This is a genomic window from Burkholderia pyrrocinia (genome assembly GCF_018417535.1).
Lineage (GTDB): Bacteria > Pseudomonadota > Gammaproteobacteria > Burkholderiales > Burkholderiaceae > Burkholderia > Burkholderia pyrrocinia_E.
The window spans coordinates 177,813-196,217 of sequence record NZ_CP070978.1; the positions used below are offsets into that span (position 1 = coordinate 177,813).

Annotated in this window: 16 protein-coding genes; 3 read left to right on the forward strand and 13 right to left on the reverse strand. The window is 68.3% G+C overall.

Annotation, left to right across the window (positions count from 1 at the left end; all coding sequences use genetic code 11):
• Positions 1-15: 15 nt before the first annotated feature.
• The 6 genes from JYG32_RS18930 to JYG32_RS18955 form a co-directional block, all read right to left on the reverse strand.
• Positions 16-1,269 (reverse strand): hypothetical protein, encoded by a 1,254-nt coding sequence (locus tag JYG32_RS18930; protein ID WP_213266526.1) that lies wholly within the window; start codon positions 1,267-1,269, stop codon positions 16-18.
• Positions 1,270-1,474: 205 nt separating this feature from the next.
• A complete protein-coding gene (locus JYG32_RS18935) occupies positions 1,475-3,064 on the reverse strand; it encodes an ABC transporter substrate-binding protein (protein WP_174380947.1) in 1,590 nt (529 codons plus the stop codon).
• A 131-nt stretch (positions 3,065-3,195) separates the two neighbouring features.
• Positions 3,196-3,528 carry a sugar ABC transporter ATPase gene (locus JYG32_RS18940; RefSeq protein WP_213266527.1) on the reverse strand — a complete coding sequence of 111 codons (333 nt, stop codon included), beginning with the start codon at positions 3,526-3,528 and terminating at the stop codon, positions 3,196-3,198.
• 256 nt (positions 3,529-3,784) lie between these two features.
• A complete protein-coding gene (locus tag JYG32_RS18945) occupies positions 3,785-4,114 on the reverse strand; it encodes a hypothetical protein (RefSeq protein WP_213266528.1) in 330 nt (109 codons plus the stop codon).
• Positions 4,115-4,246: 132 nt separating this feature from the next.
• On the reverse strand, positions 4,247-5,167 hold the full coding sequence (locus JYG32_RS18950) for a bestrophin family protein (RefSeq protein ID WP_213266529.1): 921 nt from the start codon (positions 5,165-5,167) through the stop codon (positions 4,247-4,249).
• A 12-nt stretch (positions 5,168-5,179) separates the two neighbouring features.
• Entirely contained in the window at positions 5,180-7,504 is a 2,325-nt protein-coding gene (locus JYG32_RS18955; RefSeq protein ID WP_213266530.1) for an FdhF/YdeP family oxidoreductase, read from the reverse strand.
• A gap of 155 nt (positions 7,505-7,659) precedes the next feature.
• Between JYG32_RS18955 and JYG32_RS18960 the strand changes: the two genes are divergently transcribed.
• Positions 7,660-9,081: a PLP-dependent aminotransferase family protein gene (locus JYG32_RS18960; RefSeq protein WP_174380952.1), complete on the forward strand. Its 1,422-nt coding sequence runs from the start codon at positions 7,660-7,662 to the stop codon at positions 9,079-9,081.
• Positions 9,082-9,136: 55 nt separating this feature from the next.
• On the opposite strand, the gene JYG32_RS18965 is transcribed toward JYG32_RS18960, so the two are convergent.
• Positions 9,137-10,378: a mechanosensitive ion channel family protein gene (locus JYG32_RS18965; protein WP_213266531.1), complete on the reverse strand. Its 1,242-nt coding sequence runs from the start codon at positions 10,376-10,378 to the stop codon at positions 9,137-9,139.
• A gap of 501 nt (positions 10,379-10,879) precedes the next feature.
• On the opposite strand from JYG32_RS18965, the gene JYG32_RS18970 reads away from it, so the two are divergent.
• Entirely contained in the window at positions 10,880-12,598 is a 1,719-nt protein-coding gene (locus tag JYG32_RS18970; RefSeq protein WP_213266532.1) for a SulP family inorganic anion transporter, read from the forward strand.
• Positions 12,599-12,611: 13 nt separating this feature from the next.
• Here the strand turns inward: JYG32_RS18970 and JYG32_RS18975 are convergent, their stop codons facing one another.
• A complete protein-coding gene (locus JYG32_RS18975; protein WP_213266533.1) occupies positions 12,612-13,487 on the reverse strand; it encodes a LysR family transcriptional regulator in 876 nt (291 codons plus the stop codon).
• Positions 13,488-13,582: 95 nt separating this feature from the next.
• Between JYG32_RS18975 and JYG32_RS18980 the strand changes: the two genes are divergently transcribed.
• Positions 13,583-14,182 carry a LysE family translocator gene (locus JYG32_RS18980; protein ID WP_213266534.1) on the forward strand — a complete coding sequence of 200 codons (600 nt, stop codon included), beginning with the start codon at positions 13,583-13,585 and terminating at the stop codon, positions 14,180-14,182.
• A gap of 36 nt (positions 14,183-14,218) precedes the next feature.
• On the opposite strand, the gene JYG32_RS18985 is transcribed toward JYG32_RS18980, so the two are convergent.
• The 5 genes from JYG32_RS18985 to JYG32_RS19005 form a co-directional block, all read right to left on the reverse strand.
• A complete protein-coding gene (locus tag JYG32_RS18985) occupies positions 14,219-15,673 on the reverse strand; it encodes a DHA2 family efflux MFS transporter permease subunit (protein ID WP_213266535.1) in 1,455 nt (484 codons plus the stop codon).
• Complete coding sequence (locus JYG32_RS18990) at positions 15,670-16,233, reverse strand: isochorismatase family protein (RefSeq protein WP_174380958.1); 564 nt, start codon at positions 16,231-16,233, stop codon at positions 15,670-15,672. The genes JYG32_RS18985 and JYG32_RS18990 overlap by 4 nt, the downstream gene beginning before the upstream one ends.
• Before the next feature lie 78 nt (positions 16,234-16,311).
• Positions 16,312-16,755: a MarR family winged helix-turn-helix transcriptional regulator gene (locus tag JYG32_RS18995; RefSeq protein WP_213266536.1), complete on the reverse strand. Its 444-nt coding sequence runs from the start codon at positions 16,753-16,755 to the stop codon at positions 16,312-16,314.
• Positions 16,756-16,951: 196 nt separating this feature from the next.
• The gene (locus JYG32_RS19000; protein ID WP_213266537.1) at positions 16,952-17,188 is read right to left on the reverse strand and encodes a DUF7661 family protein; all 237 of its coding nucleotides are present in this window, start codon (positions 17,186-17,188) and stop codon (positions 16,952-16,954) included.
• Positions 17,189-17,232: 44 nt separating this feature from the next.
• Positions 17,233-18,330, reverse strand: coding sequence for a serine hydrolase (locus JYG32_RS19005; protein ID WP_213266538.1), 1,098 nt, complete (start codon positions 18,328-18,330; stop codon positions 17,233-17,235).
• Between the last annotated feature and the right edge of the window lie 75 nt (positions 18,331-18,405).

Sequence of the window (18,405 nt, forward strand, 5' to 3'; positions counted from 1 at the left end):
CCGCAGGGGCGCCGCCTACTGCTGCATGTCCGGCGCTTCGCGAAGCCGCCAGATCGCGTTGCACTGCTGGCCGCCGAGGCTCGTCGAGCGCAGCGTGATGACGGTGCCGGCCGCGACCTGATACCAGAAATGCGCCATCAGCTCGGTGCCTTTGCGCTGCGCGTGCCCGTCGATCAGCACGTCGCACCGCAGCGGCGACGGCGAGCCGGACGGGTGCGTGATGTAGATGTTCAGGCGCGCAATGTCGCGTGTCGCGGTGAACACGATTTCGTGGTTTCCGCTGCCGACGAGCATCGTGCCGCCCGGTTCGTCGATGGCCTGGAGGTAGGCGCCCGGGCTGCCTTCGATCGCCGCGGCCGACACGGTCAACCCGGCCGATCGCACGTAGTCCGTCGCCGCGATGCGTGCGGCAATGGCATCGGACTGCGCCGGCGTGCCGTCCGACAGCGCGAATGGCGCACCGTCGCGCAGCGCGGCATCGACGTGGTTTGCGTAGTAGCGCCACCGGTCGATGAAGCGGATATCGCCGGTCATGTGCAGCGCGCGGATCGGCTCGCCCTGATACCGGAGCGTCGTGCTGCCGTCACTTGCATCGAACGATTCGTGAATGCCGTACTTGCTGACGAAGTTCTGGACCGGATCGAGCAGCGCCGTTTCGCCCTGTGCGCTCCACAGGTGCAGGAACGTCGTATCGATGCCGAAGCATTCCTGGAAATCGGTGCCGATGCGGACGATGCAGTCGCGCAGGTGATTCGCGTAGCGCGCCCATGCGTCGGCCGTTCCGGCAACGAGCCCGGCCTGCAGCGCGTTGCCGTGGCGGGCAGTGACTTCGTCGACGACGAGGCGCCAGTGATGGTCGCGCCGCTCGCCGATCAGCGGTGCGACGATGAACGTGCAGAACAGCGGGTCGGGACACACGTGGATCCGGTCGTCGCCGATCTGCGAGAACAGGTCGAAGCGCGGCGCACAGAACCAGATGTCGGCGTCGTACAGCGCGAGCTTGCGGATCTGCGGGTTGCGGGCGCAGTAGTCGGCGGCCTCGATGAAACGGCCGACCGGCAGCGCATACGCGCTCGACGCGTCGATCACGTCGACCGACTGGCTCGCGAGGATCTGCCGCTTGCGTTCGGACAGCCCGTAGCCGATCACCGCGATCCGCCCGTCGTAGCCGGTGTGCCGCAGCGACAGCAGGAACGGCACGAGCATTTCGTACCATGCGCGGTTGTTGTCGTTGATCGCCACGCAGACCGCGTGCTCGCTCGGAGGCATGTTCTCTTCCCGTTGCGCGCACCCGGGCGTGCGCGTCCTGTTCTCGTTGTTGAGTCGAATTCGGTGGCTTTCATCACCGCCGGGCGCGGCCGGCCCCGTGGCGTCGGCCATTGTAGATCGCCGGCGTCGCACGGCATAGCGCCGGCGCGGCGGACTGCGGCGATTACCCGCGCGCCGGCATGGCCGGCCGCGCGGGCAGCCGCGATTACTTCGCGAGCGTCCGGTATGACACGAGGTCGTTGATCGGCCCGATTTCCGGCCCGGTCGCACCGGGGCGCGTCGCGACCTGCACGACCTTCTCGAACATGATGATGAACGGCGAGTTCGCGAGCACGGCCTTCTGCAGCGCCTCGTAACGCTGCGCGCGCTTCGCGGGCGACGGCTCGACGAGCGCGGCCTCGGTGTCCTTCGTCAGTTGCGGAATATCCCAGCTATTGCGCCACGCGAGCATCTTGGTCGGCGACTGGTCCGAGTTGTCCGGATTCCACGCGAAGCCGCGCGCGTTGCTGTTCGGGTCCATGTAGTCGGGCGACCATTCGCCGATGAAGATGTCGTGCTGGCGCGCGCGATACTTGCCGATCGCCTGCTTCGCATCGCCGGGGATCAGCTTCACGCGGATGCCGCCCTGCGCGAAGTTGGCCTGCAGCGCCTGCGCGATCTCGAGGTACGGATAGTCGTTCGGCATGTCCATCGTCACGTCGAAGCCGTTCGGCAAGCCGGCCTTCGCGAGCAGCGCCTTCGCCTTCGCGACATCCTGCTTGTACGGCCGTGCGTTCAGCGTGCCGAGGAAGCCTTCGGGCAGGAAGGTTTCATGCACCTTGTAGGTCGTGCTGACGATGTTGCGCTGGATGCCGTCGTAGTCGACGAGCCATTTCATCGCTTGCTGCACGTCGGGCTTCGCGAGGTTCGGGTTCTTCGTGTTCAGGCTCAGGTACAGCAGCGCGGATACCGGCCACGATGCGACCTTGATCTTGCCGGCCTTCGTCAGCGCGGCGAGGCTGTCGGGGCTCAGGTTGCGCGCGGCGTCGGCGTCGCCGTTTTCCAGCAGCAGCCGCTGCGCGGACGCTTCGGGCACGTGGCGCAGCACGACGCGCTTCATCGGGTACGGCGTGCGGTACTTGTCGAAACGCTGCAGCACGATGCTTTCGTTCGGCGTCCACTTGACGAGCTGGTACGGGCCGGAGCCCGCGTCGTTGGTCCTGAGCCAGCCGCTGCCGAAATCGTTGCCCTGCTGGTGCGACAGCAGCAGCTTCTTGTCGAAGACCGATGCCGGGCATGCGCTCAGCACGTTGAGCACGAAGCTCGGTGCGTACTTGCGGTCGGTTTCGAGCACGACGGTCTGCGGGTCGATCGCGCGCACCTTCTGCATCACGTTCGCCTTCGTGAGGCCGAGATCGGCGAGCACGCCGGCCGGCCCCTTGTCGAGCAGGATGGTGCGCTGCAGCGACCACGCGACGTCGTCGGCGGTCACCGGGTTGCCGGAATGGAACGCGAGGCCGGGGCGCAGCTTGAACGTGTAGGTCACGCCGTCGGCGCCCACCGTCCACGATTGCGCGATCTGCCCGTTGAATTTCGTCGGGTCCTTCAGGTCGACGCGCACGAGCCGCTCGTAGGTGTTCGCGACGTACTCGGACGGCACCAGTTCGTAGATCCCGCTCGGGTCGAGGGTCGTGAATTCGCCGAGCTGCGTGGCGACGACGAAGATGCCGGGCGGCGTGGCAGCCTGCACCGGCAGCGCCGGAACAAGCGCGACGAGCGCGGCGCTGACGAACAGCCGGGACAGCAGGTGCTTCATGCGGGCTCCGTTGAAAGGGAATCGTGGGTGCGATTCTCTCATCGACGGCCGCCCGGATGAAAATATTCGGCGTGCGCGCGGTGGCGCACACGAGTGGGCCGGGCGGGCGCCCGGCGCCGGCAGGCGTCGGATCAGATCACGCAGCGCGCGATCGCGAAGCGCATCGCTTCCTCGGGCGGCTGGCTGCCCGAGCCGCGCACGACCTTGACGACCGAACCGTTGCCCGATGGCGTGAGCGTGACGAAGTACGAGTTCGAGCCGACGGAGATGTCGGTCACGCCGTTGTGCTGCGACTGCTCGGTGCCCGACAGGCGGCTGTCGAGGCAGTTGGCGATCGCGTGGGCCGGACGTTGCGACGACACGTAGATCATCGGCGCTGTGCCGGATGAGGCCGAATCGGACGAGGGAGCGGAACCGCAGGCGGCGAGCAGGGCGGTGGGAAGGAGCAGCAGGAATCGTTTCATGGTCGGTCGTCGAGTGTCTCGTATCGAGGCTGGGGCGCGGGGTAGGCGAAACGCGAAGCTTCGCGACGAAACCGCCCGGAATCGGGCCGTTTTTGACGGTCGATTACGGCAAGCGGCTGACGACGGAGTATACCCGCGGCATTTGACGCGGATGGAGCGTTGAAACGATTCGATACAACAACAAGCACCCGCTGCCGCGCGGCGGCAGCGGGCGTTTCAGGTGAAGGCGAATGGGCGCTTGCCGGTGTTGTCGATCTTATTGGCCGATCTTGTTGCCGACCGCATTTTCCTGCTGGTTCAGCACGTGCTGTTCGCTCTTGGTGATGTGGCTGTGATCCTGCACAGCCATGTCCCGCTCTTCCTGGCGGATCTTGCGGTCGTCACGGTGCAGGCGCGCGGCCTGTGCGTGCGACATCTCGCCTTCCTTCACTTCGTGATGGATGCGGCGATTCTGGTTTGCGAGGCGCTGGTTGACCTCTTCGCGGCGCGGATGCGCCTGCTGCCACGGCGTGTCGGCGAACGCGGTGCCGGTCAGCACCGACATCAGGGTGGCGGCAATCGCGAGATGGCGGGTAAGTGCTCGCATGGTGTTTTCTCCTGTCGTTGTGCGCCCGAATCGTGGGCGCTTGACGAAAAAACGCGGAGCGGGCACCGGCTGTTGACGTTTCGGCCTGTATCGATTGCAAGCGTTCGTTACGTCTGGCGTTTGCGGCGCGTGTCAGGTGAGCCGATAGGACCGGCAGGGCGTCACTTCCGCCGGCAGCGGCTCGCGGTTCAGTTCGAGCAGCGTGCGCTCGATCTGCCGCGTGATCGCATCGAGTGCGAGATGGTTCGGCCCGTCGCCGAACGGCTCGGCGATCGCATGTGCGATCGCGTCGAGCGCGATCAGCGTATACGCGACGAACACGGTGACGAACGGCGTCGCCGCGCCGATCGAGTCGACGAGGCCGAACGGCAGCAGCACGCAGTATGCATAGATGGTTCGATGCAGCAGCACGTCGTACGAGAACGGGATCGGCGTCGACGCGATGCGCTCGCAGCCGCTCACCATCGCGACGAGTTCGTCGAGGCGCGCGTCGAGCATCCACAGGCGCGTGTCGGCGAGGCGGCCCGCATCGGCGCGCGCGGCGAACGCTTCGCGCAGCCCGTGCACGATCGCGACCGGGCGAAACCGCGCGGCGGCGACCTGCGCATAAGTGCCGTCGTCGAGCAGCGCGCGCAGGTCCGCGGCCGGATCGGTGCCGCGCAGTTGATGCTTGAGCGCATAGACGAACGCGACGACCGTCCGCACGAACGTGCGCCGCGCGTCGTCGTCGTTATCGACCGCGCCGTAGCAGAGCGCCTGCGACACGAGCGTGCGCGTGGCGGTCAGCACGCCGCCCCACAGTTGCCGCGCCTCGCGGTAGCGGTCGTAGCTCGCGTTGTTGCGAAACCCCGCGAAGATCGCGAGCGTGAGCCCGATCAGCGTGAACGGCGTCGGGTTCAGCGGCACCTTCTCGCCGAGCACGCGGCCGCCGCCCCACACTGCGACGAGGCTGATCGCGAGCGTCAGCACGAGCTGCGGCAGGATGGTCGGCAGCACCGAGCCGTTCCAGACCAGCAGCATCCGCAGCCAGTGCTCGCGCGGACGAACGATCATCGTCGTGCTCCGTCAGGCGGCGATCGAGGCCGGCGCGGCCGCGCGATGCAGCAGCACGGGAACCGACTTCGACGTCGGCGTGTTGCACACGTCGCCGACGCTGTCGAGCGGCACGAGCGGGTTGGTTTCCGGGTAGTACGCGCCGATGCAGCCGCGCGGGATGTCGTACTCGACCAGCAGGAAGCCGTCCGCGCGTCGCTCGATGCCGTCGTGCCACACGGTTTCCATATCGACCCATTCGCCGGCCTTCAGGCCGAGCATCGCGAGATCGTCGCGGTTCGCGAACACCACGCGGCGCTGGCCGAACACGCCGCGATAGCGGTCGTCGAGCCCGTAGACGGTCGTGTTGTACTGGTCGTGCGAGCGCGTCGTCATCAGCGTCATCAGGCGTTCGCCGTGCTGTGCGCGGGCGCGCTGGATCGGCGTGTCGGTCGGCAGCGCGTGCGCGATGAAGTTCGCCTTGCCCGTGGGCGTGAGCCATTCGCGGTCGCGCGATGCGACGCGCAGGTGGAAGCCGCCCGGCCGCGCGATGCGCGTGTTGTAGTCGTAGAAGCCGTCGAGCGTCGCCTCGATCGCGTCGCGGATCTTCGCGTAGTCGTCCTTGTATGCGAGCCAGTCGATCTTGCCGCTGCCGAACAGCGCGTGGCCCATGTGCGCGACGATCGCGGGCTCCGACATCAGGTTCGGCGACGCCGGCTTGTTCATCCCGTACGACACGTGGACCATGCTCATCGAATCCTCGACCGTCACGCCTTGCGCGACGTTGTCCTGCAGGTCGATCTCGGTGCGGCCGAGCGTCGGCAGGATCAGCGCGTCGTGGCCGTGGATCAGGTGGCTGCGGTTCAGCTTCGTCGTGATGTGCACCGAGAGGTCGCAGCGGCGCATGCCTTCCCACGTGCGCGGCGTGTCGGGCGTCGCCATCGCGAAGTTGCCGCCGAGGCCGATCAGCACCTTCACGTGGCCTTCGAGCATCCCTTCGATCGTCTCGACGACGTCGTAGCCGTGGTGGCGCGGCGGTTCGAAATCGAACACGTGGCCGAGCCGGTCGAGGAACGCCTGGGTCGGCTTTTCCTCGATGCCGACCGTGCGGTTGCCCTGCACGTTCGAGTGGCCGCGCACCGGGCACAGGCCCGCGCCGGGGCGGCCGATGTTGCCGCGCATCAGCATCAGGTTGGTCAGCATCTGCACGGTCGCGACCGAATGCTTGTGCTGCGTGATGCCCATGCCCCACGTCGCGATCACGCGCTCGCTGCGCGCATAGAGCTGCGCGAGGCCGTCGATCTGCTCGTACGGCACGCCGCTTTCGGCTGTCAGCGCGGACCAGCTTTCATTGCGCAGGTCGTCGGCGAACGCGTCGAAGCCGGCCGTGTGCTCGCCGATGAACGCGGTGTCGAGCACGCGCTGCGCACCGGCGGCACGCGCGGCGTCGTCGAGTTCGAGCACGCGTTTCGCCATCCCCTTGATCAGCGCGAAATCGCCGCCGATCGTCGGCTGGATGAACGTCGATGCGATTTTTGTACCCGACATCGTCAGCATCTCGAGCGGGCTTTGCGGATCGGCGAAGCGTTCGAGGCCGCGCTCCTTCAGCGGGTTGATCGACACGATCGTCGCGCCGCGCTTCGCGCATTCGCGCAGCTCTCCCATCATCCGCGGGTGGTTGGTCGCGGGGTTCTGGCCGAAGATCAGCAGCGTGTCCGCGTGTTCGAAATCGTCGAGCGTGACGGTGCCCTTGCCGACGCCGACCGACGCCGGCAGCCCGCGGCTCGTCGCCTCGTGGCACATGTTCGAGCAGTCGGGGAAATTGTTCGTGCCGTACCGCCGCACGAGCAACTGGTACAGGAACGCCGCTTCATTGCTCGCGCGGCCCGACGTGTAGAACGCGGCCTGGTTCGGGTCGGGCAGCGCGCGCAGGTGGCGCGCGATCAGCTCGAACGCGTCGTCCCATGCGATCGGCACGTAGCGGTCGGTGTGCGCGTCGTACACCATCGGGTCGGTGAGCCGGCCGTGCTGTTCGAGTTCGAAATCCGACTGTTCGAGCAGCTCGGTGACCGTGTGCGCGGCGAAGAATTCCGGCGTCACGCGCTTGCTCGTCGCTTCGGCGGCCACCGCCTTCACGCCGTTCTCGCAGAATTCGAACGTCGACGCGTGCTGGCGGTCGGGCCACGCGCAACCGGGGCAGTCGAAGCCGTCCGGCTGGTTCTGGCGCAGCAGCGTGCGGTAGTTGCCGCCCGCGACCTTTTCCTTGATCAGGTTGATCGTGACGGCTTTCAGCGCGCCCCAGCCGGCGGCCGGGTGGGTGTACGGTTCGATGCGCGCGGTGACGGATTTCTTTTTCATGATGCAGCAGGTGTCGGGGTCGATGCGTGCAGAGTACGCGCGGCACCCGTGCGGCTGTGTGTACACCTGTTCACTTCAAAAAAGAGTACAGTTGCGGCCATTCAGACAGTGCGAATCGCAACTGTGTTGTTGAAGGGAAGTTGAAAGGGAGGCGCGTGAAGCGTTACGAACAACTGGCCGACGATCTCCAGGCGCAGATCGAGCGTGGCGTGTACCGGCCCGGCGAGCGGATTCCGTCGGTGCGTCAGGCGAGCCGGCAGCAGCAGCTGAGCGTCACGACCGTGCTGCGCGCGTACCTCGTGCTGGAAAGCCGCGGCCTCATCGAAAGCCGGCCGCAGTCGGGGTATTTCGTGCGGGCGCGCGCGGCGGCGCCGGCCGAGGCCGAACTGCACATGTCGGCGCCGGCCGCCGAGCCGTCGGCGGTGGACGTGAGCCGGCTCGTGCTGTCGACGCTGCGCTCGATCGCGCGCGACGACGCGGTGCCGCTCGGCTCGCCGTATCCCGATGCGTCGCAGTTCCCGGTGCAGCGCCTTGCGCGCTATGCGCAGGCGATCGGGCGCCGCCGCACGCGCTGGGGCGTGATCGACGACCTGCCGCCCGGCAACCAGGAACTGATCCGCCAGATCGCGCGGCGCTATGCGGAGCGCGGGATCGCGGTCGAGCCGGGCGAGATCGTGATGACGATCGGCGCGACCGAGGCGATCAACCTGTGCCTGCAGGCCGTCGCGAAGCCGGGCGACACGATCGCCGTCGAGTCACCGACGTTCTACGCGATGCTGCACGCGATCGAGCGGATGGGCATGCGCGCGCTCGAAGTCGCGACGCACCCGGTCGACGGCATCGATCTCGATGCGCTCGAACGGATTCTCGAGCGCGAGCGCATCGCCGCGTGCATGGTGATGCCGAATTTCCAGAATCCGCTCGGTTTCCAGATGCCCGATGCGCGCAAGCGCGCGCTCGTCGAGTTGCTGGCGAAGCACGGCGTGCCGGCGATCGAGAGCGACGTCTATCACGAGCTGCACTTCGGCGACACGACGCCGAGCGCGCTGAAATCGTTCGACCGCAACGGGCTCGTGCTGCATTGCGCGTCGTTCACGAAGAGCCTGTCGCCGCGCTACCGGATCGGCTGGGCGATGCCGGGCCGCTATCGCGACCAGGTCGAGAAGCTGAAATTCCTGAACACGCTCGCGACGCCCGCGATCGAACAACTCGCGATCGCCGAGTACCTGAAATTCGACGGCTACGATTTCCACCTGCGGCGCATGCGCAAGCAGTACGCGCAGCAGGCGAGCCTGATGAGCGCGATGGTGCGGCGTTTCTTTCCGGAAGGCACGCGGCTGTCGCAGCCGCAGGGCGGGTATGTGCTGTGGGTCGAACTGCCGCCGCAGGTCGATGCGATGAAGCTGTATACGCTCGCGCTCGCGCAGCGGATCACGGTCGGGCCCGGGCACATGTTTTCGGCGGGCACCGATTACCGGCATTTCATCCGGCTCAACTACAGCTATCCGTGGTCGCGGCAGATCGAGGACGCGCTGAAGGTGCTGGGGCGGCTCGCGTCGGAGTGTGCGGCGCGGTGAACGCCGCAATGCCGGGTGACAGGCGGCGGCCGGTGGCCGGCCGCCGTGGCGTGAATCAACCCGCGCGCGGCGCCTGCAGCCCGGCTTGCGCGGCGCCGGCCATCTGCCGCATGTCGAAGCCCGACGGGTGCTGGTACACGCGCAGCCCGAACTCCGGCAGCACCGCGATCAGGTGATCGAACAGGTCGGACTGGATGGTCTCGTAGTCGACCCACGACGTCGTATCGGTGAAGCAGTACAGTTCGAGCGGAATGCCTTCGGCCGTGAGCGGCAACTGCCGCGCCATGCAGGTCATGTCGCGGCGGATCCGCGGATGGCCCTTCAGGTAGTTCGCGACATACGCGCGGAACGTGCCGAGATTCGTCAACTGGCGGCGGTTCGCCGGGCAGTCGCCGGCCGCGCCGAGCGTGCCGTTCCATTGCTCGATCGCGTCGACCTTGTCCTCGAGATAGTCCTTCAGCAGCGTCAGGCGTTCGAGCCGCTCGATCTCGTCGTTCGCGAGAAAGCGCACGCTCGTCGCGTCGACGAACAGCGCGCGCTTGATGCGGCGGCCGCCCGCTTCGGTCATCCCGCGCCAGTTCTGGTAGCTCTCGGTGATCAGTTTCCAGGTCGGCACCGTGATGATCGTGTGATCGAAGTTCGCGACCTTCACGGTGTTCAGCGTGATGTCGATGACTGTGCCGTCCGCGCCGGCCGACGGCATCGTGATCCAGTCGCCGATCCGCAGCATGTCGTTCGACGACAGCTGCACGCCTGCCACGAGGCCGAGCAGCGTGTCCTTGAAGATCAGCATCAATACCGCGGACATCGCGCCGATGCCGGACAGCAGCAGGCCGATCTGCTTGCCGGTCGCATCGCCGATCACGACGAGCGCGGCCGTGATGAACATCACGAGCTTGACGAGCTGCATCGCGCCTTTCAGCGACAGACGCGGCTGGTCGCGCTGGTGCGTGCGGTGCGTGTGCTCGAGCGCGGACAGCGTCGCGCTGATGGTCATCGTCACGAGGAACACGATCAGCGCGAACAGTACCTTGTCGGCGGCCTGCGCGGCGCGGTCCGGAATGCCGGGCACCGCGCCGAGGCCGAGCTTGATCACGACGAACGGGACGATGCGGTTCAGCCACTTGAATGCGCCGAATTCGAACAACGCGTCGTCGACGCGCGTGGCCGACAGCCGCGCGAGCCGCGCCACCACGCGAAACAGCAGGAAATGGACGGCCGCGGCGATCGCACCGGCGGCGGCGAGCAGGACCAGGATGCCGACGAGCGGCGCAAACCAGGATTCGTTCAGGGTCATAGGGGCAGACAGGGGCCTTCTCGTGCGTTGAATCGGCGCCGCGATGCGGCGCGCGCCCGGTGAAGGGCACATGAAAGGGACCGTGATTGTGCCATCGGATTCCGGGCGCGTGCGTCGGACGCGCGTCGCGCGGCTCCCGAAAATCCTCACCATTGCGCAGGTATCCTCTGTAATCGGGTGATGGCCAACGGCGAATCCGCATCACCGCAAGCCGGTGTGCGTGCCTGTTGCCGGATGCGCCGCACGCATGCCCGCGATCGGCTCGAAACCTTTGCGGCGGGCCTTCGCGGGCGAAAGCGCCGGACCGGCGATCCATGCAATCATGCGGGCATCGCATGCGTTGCCGGTGTGTCGCTCGCCGTCGCGTGCACCCGATCCGCCGACGGTGAGCGATACGCGGCAGCTTCGCGCACTTGCCATGCGATGCGCGCCCGGGGCACGATGCGCGAACGACGTCGCGAACCCCGTCACCCCGTCACTTCGACCTCACGCATTTCACGCATGCAAGATTCCAACGAAAGCCGTCCGTCAGGCGTGCGGCTGCTGAAAGGCATCCTCCCGATCCGTCGCGCGGGGGCCGTCCGCGACGTCTTCGCGGGCATGTCGCTCGCGTCGATGGATATCCCGCAGGTGCTCGGCTACGCGCGCATCGCCGGCATGCCGGCCGTCACGGGCCTGTACACGGTGTTCCTGCCGCTCGTCGCGTTCGCGTGCTTCGGCGCGTCGCGCCATCTCGTGGTGGCCGCCGATTCCGCGACCGCGACGATCTTCGCGAGCCGGCTTTCGTCGATGGCGCCGGCCGGCAGCGCCGACTATGCGGCGCTGGCCGGCATGGTCGCGCTGCTGACCGCCGCGATGCTGCTGCTCGCGCGCATCTTCAAGCTCGGCTTTCTCGCCGATTTCCTGTCGCGCACGGTGCTGGTCGGCTTTCTCGCCGGCGTCGGCGTGCAGGTGTCGATCGCGATGCTCGGCGACATGCTCGGCCTGTCCGTGCCGTATCCGGCCTCACGCAGCCTCGCGCAACTCGACTATGTCGTCACGCATCTCGTCCACGCGAACCGGCCGACATTCGCGCTTGCGGCACTCGTCGTCGTCGCGATCCTTGCATGCAAGCGGTTCCTGCCGCGTGTGCCGATGCCGATGATCGCGGTCGCGGGCAGCATCGCCGCAAGCCATGCATTCGGTTTCGCCGCGCACGGCATCGCGGTGCTCGGGCCCGTCGCGGGCGGGCTGCCGCCGCTGCGCTGGCCGTCCGTCACGTGGCAGCAGTTCCTCGATCTCGTGCCGGTCGCCACGTCGTGCTTCGTGATGATCATCGCGCAGAGCGCGGCCGCCGCGCGCGTGTTCGCGCAGCAGTACGGCGAGGACGTCGACACCAACGCCGACCTCCTCGGGCTCGCGGCCGCGAATGCGGCTGCCGCGGTCGGCGGCGCGTTCGTCGTCAACGGCAGCCCGACTCAGACGGCGATGGCCGACGGCGCGGGCGTGCGCAGCCAGATCGGGCATCTCGCGTTCGCCGCCGTCGTGGCCGTCGTGCTGCTGTTCTTCAGCACGACCCTGCAGTATCTGCCGCATGCGGTGCTGGCCGGCATCGTGTTCACGATCGCGCTCGGGTTGATCAACGTGCGCAGCCTCGCGGCGATCCGCAAGGAAAGCCCCGGCGAATTCACGCTGGCGCTCGTGACGGCCACGGCCGTCGTGACGGTCGGCGTCGAGCACGGCATCCTGCTGGCCATCGCGTTGTCGCTGATGCGGCACGTGCGCCACAGCTACCAGCCGCACACGATGGTGCTCGAACCGGTGGAGGGCAACGGGCGGTGGCAGCCGGTGCCCACGCGGCGCGGCGCAATGACGGCGCCGGGGCTGATCGTCTACCGGTTCGGTTCCGACCCGTTCTTCGCGAACGACCATCTGTTCGCCGGCGAAGTGACCGAACTCGTCGATGCGGCGCCGGTGCCGCCGCGCTGGTTCGTCGTCGACGCGGGCGCGATCACCGATCTCGACTATTCGGCCGCGCGGACCGTGACCGATCTCGTCAACACGCTGCACGCGCGCGGGATCGGCGTGCTGTTCGGCCGCGTGAACCGCTACCTGCGCGCGGACATGGATCGTCACCGGATCACCGAGATCGTCGGCGCGTCGTGCATCTTCGCGACGCTGCATCAGGCGCTGGAGGCGGCGGGCACGACGCCGGCGCCGCAGGAGCCGGGTACCGTGTAGCGTGAAGCGGGCCCTACGCGGCCGCGCGCAAGCGCGCGAAGCCGTTGCGCAGGTGGCGGGCCAGTTCCGTCGCGGCCGGCGTGCGCTGGCCGCGCGGCAGATGAAGGTTGATCGCGAAGTTCGGCAACGCGGGCAGGCCGCTGCCGGCCGGCAGGATGTCGAGGTCGGCCGGCACGGTGGACGCGAGCCAGACGGTCAGGGCGAGATCGGCACGCACGGTCGCGGCCGTCGCGTCGAAGCTGCCGTTCTCGAACATGGTGCGCCACGCGCGATCGCAGCCGCGCAGCGCGTCGAGCACGGTCGGGCGGAACGCGCAGGTCTGCGCGACCATCGATACGGGCAGCGGCGTGTTGCGGTGCGCGGTGCCGCCTTTCGCGCCGACCCAGACGAGGCGATCGACGGCGATGCATTCGCCGCGCGACGGCCCGACCGGCGCCTCGATCAGCGCGATGTCGAGATCGCCCTGCGTGAGCCCGCGCCGCAGTTCCGGCGACGCCGCGCACACGAGCGTGAGCGCGACCTGCGGATGCGCCTGCGCATAGCCTTTCAGGATCGGTGCGAGACAGGTGCCGACGAGATCCTGCGGTGCGCCGAGGCGAACGGTGCCTTCGACCGCGCCGGCTGTCACGTCGGTCAGCAGCGCGTCGTGCACGGCGAGCAGCCGGCGCGCCTGTTCGAGCAGCCGCTCGCCGGCCGCCGTGAGCAGCAGGTTGCGATGCTCGCGGACGAACAGCGGGCCCGACAGCGTTTCGAGCCGCGCGACCTGCTGGCTGATCGCGCCTTGCGTCAGGTGCAGCGCGCGGCTGGCCGCCGTCATGCTGCGATGATCGGCGACCGTGACGAAGGCGCGCAGCAGCGCGATGTCGAGATTGCGTGTCATGCGTCGCATTATGAATGCTAATGGAAAGCATAAAAAGCTTTCGCTGTCGTAATGGGACGATCGCGGGTAAAACGGGGCTTCGACGACGACAACCGGGAGCCTTCGTGCTGCTTCGCGACTACCTGCCGCTGATGCTGTTCGTGATCGTGTCCACCGTGACGCCGGGTGGCGCGACGACGCTGGCAACCGCGTCGGGCGCCCATTTCGGTTATCGGCGGTCGCTGCCGTTGATGGCCGGCATCGCGGCCGGCCTGGCGTCGATGGCGGCGGCCGCCGCGGCCGGGCTCGGCGGCGTGCTGCTTGCGCTGCCCGCGTTGCAGCTCGCGATGAAGGCGGCCGGCTCGTCGTACCTCGTGTGGCTGGCCGTGCGCATCGGGCACGGCGGCAAGCCGCGGCTCGATGCCGCCGTGCACCGGCCGCAGGGGTTCGTCAGCGGCGTCTGGATGCTCTGGCACAACCCGAAAGGCTGGGCGATGACGCTCGGCGCGGCCGCGTCGTTCGCCGCGCTCGCGCCCGGGCCGGCACGGCTCGGCGTATTGCTCGGGCTGGCGTTCGGCGTGGCCGCGATGGCGTCGCTGTCGCTGTGGTGTTTCGCCGGGCTGCTGTTCGCGCGCGTGTTGCGCACGGAGCGGCAGTGGCGCTGCCTGAATGCGGGGCTGGGCGTGCTGCTCGTGATCTCGATCGTGCCGATGTGGCTGCCGTAACGACGCTGCGCGCGCATCGCGGCGCAGCGTCCACGTTCAGCGCGAACCGGCGCGCGCGACGCCGGCCGGTCGCCCGCCCGCGCCGGCCGACCACAACGGCAGCCGCAGCGTCGTGACGAAGCTCGCCGCATGCAGCACGCAAAGCAGGCCGAACGCCCACGCGTACGCGCGAGCCTGCGTGCCGCCGCCCGAAGCCGATTCGGCCTGCAGCCGCCACGCGAGGAACAGCGTGCACAGGGTCGTGAACGTCGGGCCGCCGAGGCGCTGCACGATATTGAGCGAGGTCGTCGCCATCGGCAGGTTGCGGCGCTCGACCGATGCATACGCGGCGGAAATCGACGGCGCGCCGATCGCGCTCTGGCCCATGCCGCGCAGAAACAGCGCCGGCACGAGCACGTACGGATCGTAGCCGGCCAGCGCGAGGAACACGAACGGCAGCGTCGCGACGAGGGCGAGCAGTGCGCCGGCGGCGGCCAGTCGGCGCACGCCGAACCGGTTCGTCAACGCGCCCATCGACGGATAGGTGACGAGCATGCCGAGCCCGAGCGGTGCAAGCAGCCAGCCCATCTCGCCCGGCGAGCGCCCGCACGCCTGGATCAGGAACACGGGAATCAGCATCTGGCCCGCGTACATCGCGCCGTTCGACAGGAACTGCGTGCCGGCCGCCGCGCCGAATACGCGGGAGCGAAACAGCGCGAGATCGATCAGCGCATGCTCGCCCTTGCGTCGCTCGAAGCGCAGGAACGCGGCGAGCAGCAGCGCCGAGCACGCGATCGCGGCGATGCCGGGCGCCGTGCCGATCCGCTCGGCGCCGTACAGGAACAGCACGAGGCCCGGCGACAGCAGCGCGAGGCCGACCCAGTCGAGGGTGCGCCGTTGCGCATCGTCCCGGTCGCCGGGCAGGAACCGCACGGCCAGCGCAAGCGCCAGCACGCCGACGGGCAGGTTCACGAGGAACAGCCAGCGCCACGACGCGTACTGCAGGATCGCGCCGGCGACCACGGGGCCGAGGATCGGCGCGAGCAGCACGGGCACTGCCGCGTAGCCGATCACGCGCGCCATCTGCTGGCCGGCGACGCGCGCGATCATCATCTGCGCCATCGGCGCGAGCAGCCCGCCGCTGACGCCTTGCAGCACGCGGAACGCGATCAGCGACGGCGCGGACCACGCGAGCCCGCACAGCGCCGACGTGAACGTGAACGCCGAGAAGCACCACAGGTACAGCGCCTTCGCGCCGATGCGGTCGACGAGCCAGCCGTTCAGCGGCAGTACCAGCGTCAGCGCGAGCAGGTAGCCGCTCGTCACCCACTGGATCGTCGACAGGCTTGCATGCAGGTCGGTCGCGAGGCTCGACAGCGACACGTTGACGATCGTCGCGTCGAGTTGCGACAGCAGCGAGCCGAGCGTCGCGACCGCGCTGACCTTCCAGATCGACGGATCGAGCCGGCCGGCCGCGTGGCCCGGCGCCGGCTGCGCGCGCCGGTCGCTCACGCGCCGCGCCGGTCGAGCAGCGCGACGATGTCCTGCGTCATGCCCGTTTCGCCGAGGCGCGGGAACACGCGCTCGACGCTGTTCACGTGCGCGTCCGCGTTGAGGTCGGTCATCGCGTCGACGGCGAGCGTGACGTTGTAGCCGAGTTCGAACGCGTACCGTGCGGTCGATTCGACGCCGATGCTCGTCGCGATGCCGGTCAATACGATCTGCGTGACGCCGGCCGCCTTCAGGTGCGAGTCGAGATCCGTACCGGTAAACGCGCCCCAGGTCTTTTTCGTCACGACGTGGTCGCCCGGCTGCCGGTTCAGTTCGGGCACGAGTTCGGTCCAGTCGGCGGGGAGCGCGTCCACGCGCATTTGCTGCTGCGTGCGGCCCGGCGCACCACCGGCGACGTTGACGAGCACGACCGGCAGGCCGCGGCTGCGGAACGCGTCGAGCAGCGCGCGGGCGTGCGCGATCACCGGCGCGACCGGGTGTGCGGTGGGGAGGGCGGCGATGCCTTTCTGCAGGTCGATGACGACGAGTGCCGTGTTCGTGTCGAGACGGGTTGCGCTCATGATGGGGCTCCGTGGAATGGACGAAGGGAGGCGGGCGCGCGAATGCCGCGCATCGCGGCATTCGCGCGCCCGCCGGATTCACTTGTCGCCGATCCGCCTGATCAGCGGGATCGCGGCGGCGAGCGTGCGGATTTCTTCGGGATCGAGCTTCTCGATCGCGGCACCGAGCCACTGGTGCTTCGCGACGTGGCGCTTGCGCCGCGCCTCGAGGCCGACCGCGGTCAGCTGGAACAGGATCTGGCGGCCGTCGGTCGGGTGCGGCTCGCGTTCGACGAGGCCTTCCTCTTCGAGGCTCGCGAGGATCGTCTTCATCGATTGCGGCTTCATTGCCTCGGCGCGGGCGAGATCGGCGGTCGTCATCGGCCCGTTCTGTTCGAGGCGCGCGAGCGCGCTCGTCTGCGACATCCCGAGGCCGTCGGCCGGGACTTCGGAACGGAGCCGACGGATCAACTGGCCGACCGCCAGGGTCAGGTCGGCGGCGACGGTGTGGGCGGAAAGGCCGGATGGACGCGAAGCAGTCATGGGCGGGATCATAGGTTAAGACAGTTTAACTTGCAAGTTAAACTGTCTAATTTAAAAAGGGATGTGAACGGGATCGGTTCGTCCGGCGATCGACGTGTCGTTCACGTCGTGGCGTGACGATACCGGCTGATACAGCGGGAATGCGAGACGCAGGCGGCGCGACTCTTGCCCGCGCACCTGGTGAGGGCGTGATCCGCTAGATGCGACCGGTTGGGGGGACCGGCACGACTTCGGAGTATCTCGGCGTGGCGTCCTCGTGCAGCAGGTCGCCGAGGTATTGCGCGAGTTCGTCCGCGGCGAGCGCGGACGGAATGTGCAGGTCGGCCGGGCGCCGCTTGCCTTCGGCGCCGAGATCGAACACGGACCAGCGGCCGTTCTTGCGCACGACGGCGAGCAGCCGTCCGAACGCGATGAAGCGGTATTCGTCCTGCATGGCATCGCTCCCGTAGCGTGAACGCGCCGGCCGCCTGCGCGCGCTTACCGGATCGAGCAGGTCAGCCAGCGATGGATCCTGAGTGCGTCGCTCGATACGCCGGCACGCGTCGGTGCGCCGAGCAGCACGACCGTTTCGCGGCGGCCCTTCACGCGCATGCGCATCACGACGCCGTGCCCCGATTCATTGATGAAACCCGTCTTCTGCAGCCGGATCGGCAGGCGACGGTAGCGGACGAGCGGGTCGGAGTTCACGTACAGCAGTTCGCCGTCGCCGGGGCGCACGGTGGTCGACGTATCCGTCGAGAAATAACGGATCAGTGGATCCTGCGCCGCCGCGCCGACGAGCTTCGCGAGATCTTCGGCCGTCGAGACGTTGTGCGGCGACAGGCCGGTCGGCTCCCTGAAATGCGTGTGGCGCATGCCGAGCCGGCGCGCTTCGCGGTTCATCGCCTTGACGAACGCGGCGCGCCCGCCCGGATAGTCGCGGCTCAGCGCGGCGGCCGCGCGGTTTTCCGACGACATCAGCGCGATATGGAACATGTCGCGGCGCGACAGCTCCGAGCCGACCTGCAATCGCGAACCGGTGAACTTGATCGTGTCGCGATCGTGCGCGGTGACGCGCAGCACGCCGTTCAGCGGACGGTCGGCGTCGCGTGCGACGACGGCCGTCATCAGCTTCGAGATCGACGCGATCGGCCGCACGGTGCGCGCGTTGCGGGCCAGCAGCGGCGTGCCGGAGTCGACGTCGAGCACGTAGGCCGCGCGTGAATGCAGCGCCCCGACCGCGCGCGGGGTGTAGCCGCAGCTTGCCATCAGGCGCGGTTTGGCGGCCGCCGGGCGCGGGCACGGGCGTACGGCGGTCGTGCGCTTCGCGCGGCGCTGCTGAGGGGCTGGCACCGCATGACGCTTGACTGCCTGATGCTTTACGCGCGGGCGGCGATGCTTGACGGCCTTGTTCTTGCGGTGGGCAGGCTTCTTCTTGACGGCCTTCGTATGCGCATGCGGCGCCTGGGCATGCGCGGTGCGATGCGGCTGCACGCGCTGCGCGGACGCGTTCGCGGCGAACGCGAGCAGCAGGAACGAGAGGGCGAGGATCAGGGTGGTCCGGGCGCGAGGCAGGCGCGCGATGAGGCCGGTCAAGCGAAAGTCTCCTTTTCACGCGCGATGCGGCTGCGCGGAATGCATGGGCGGTCAGCGGGTGCGGGAAATTATAAG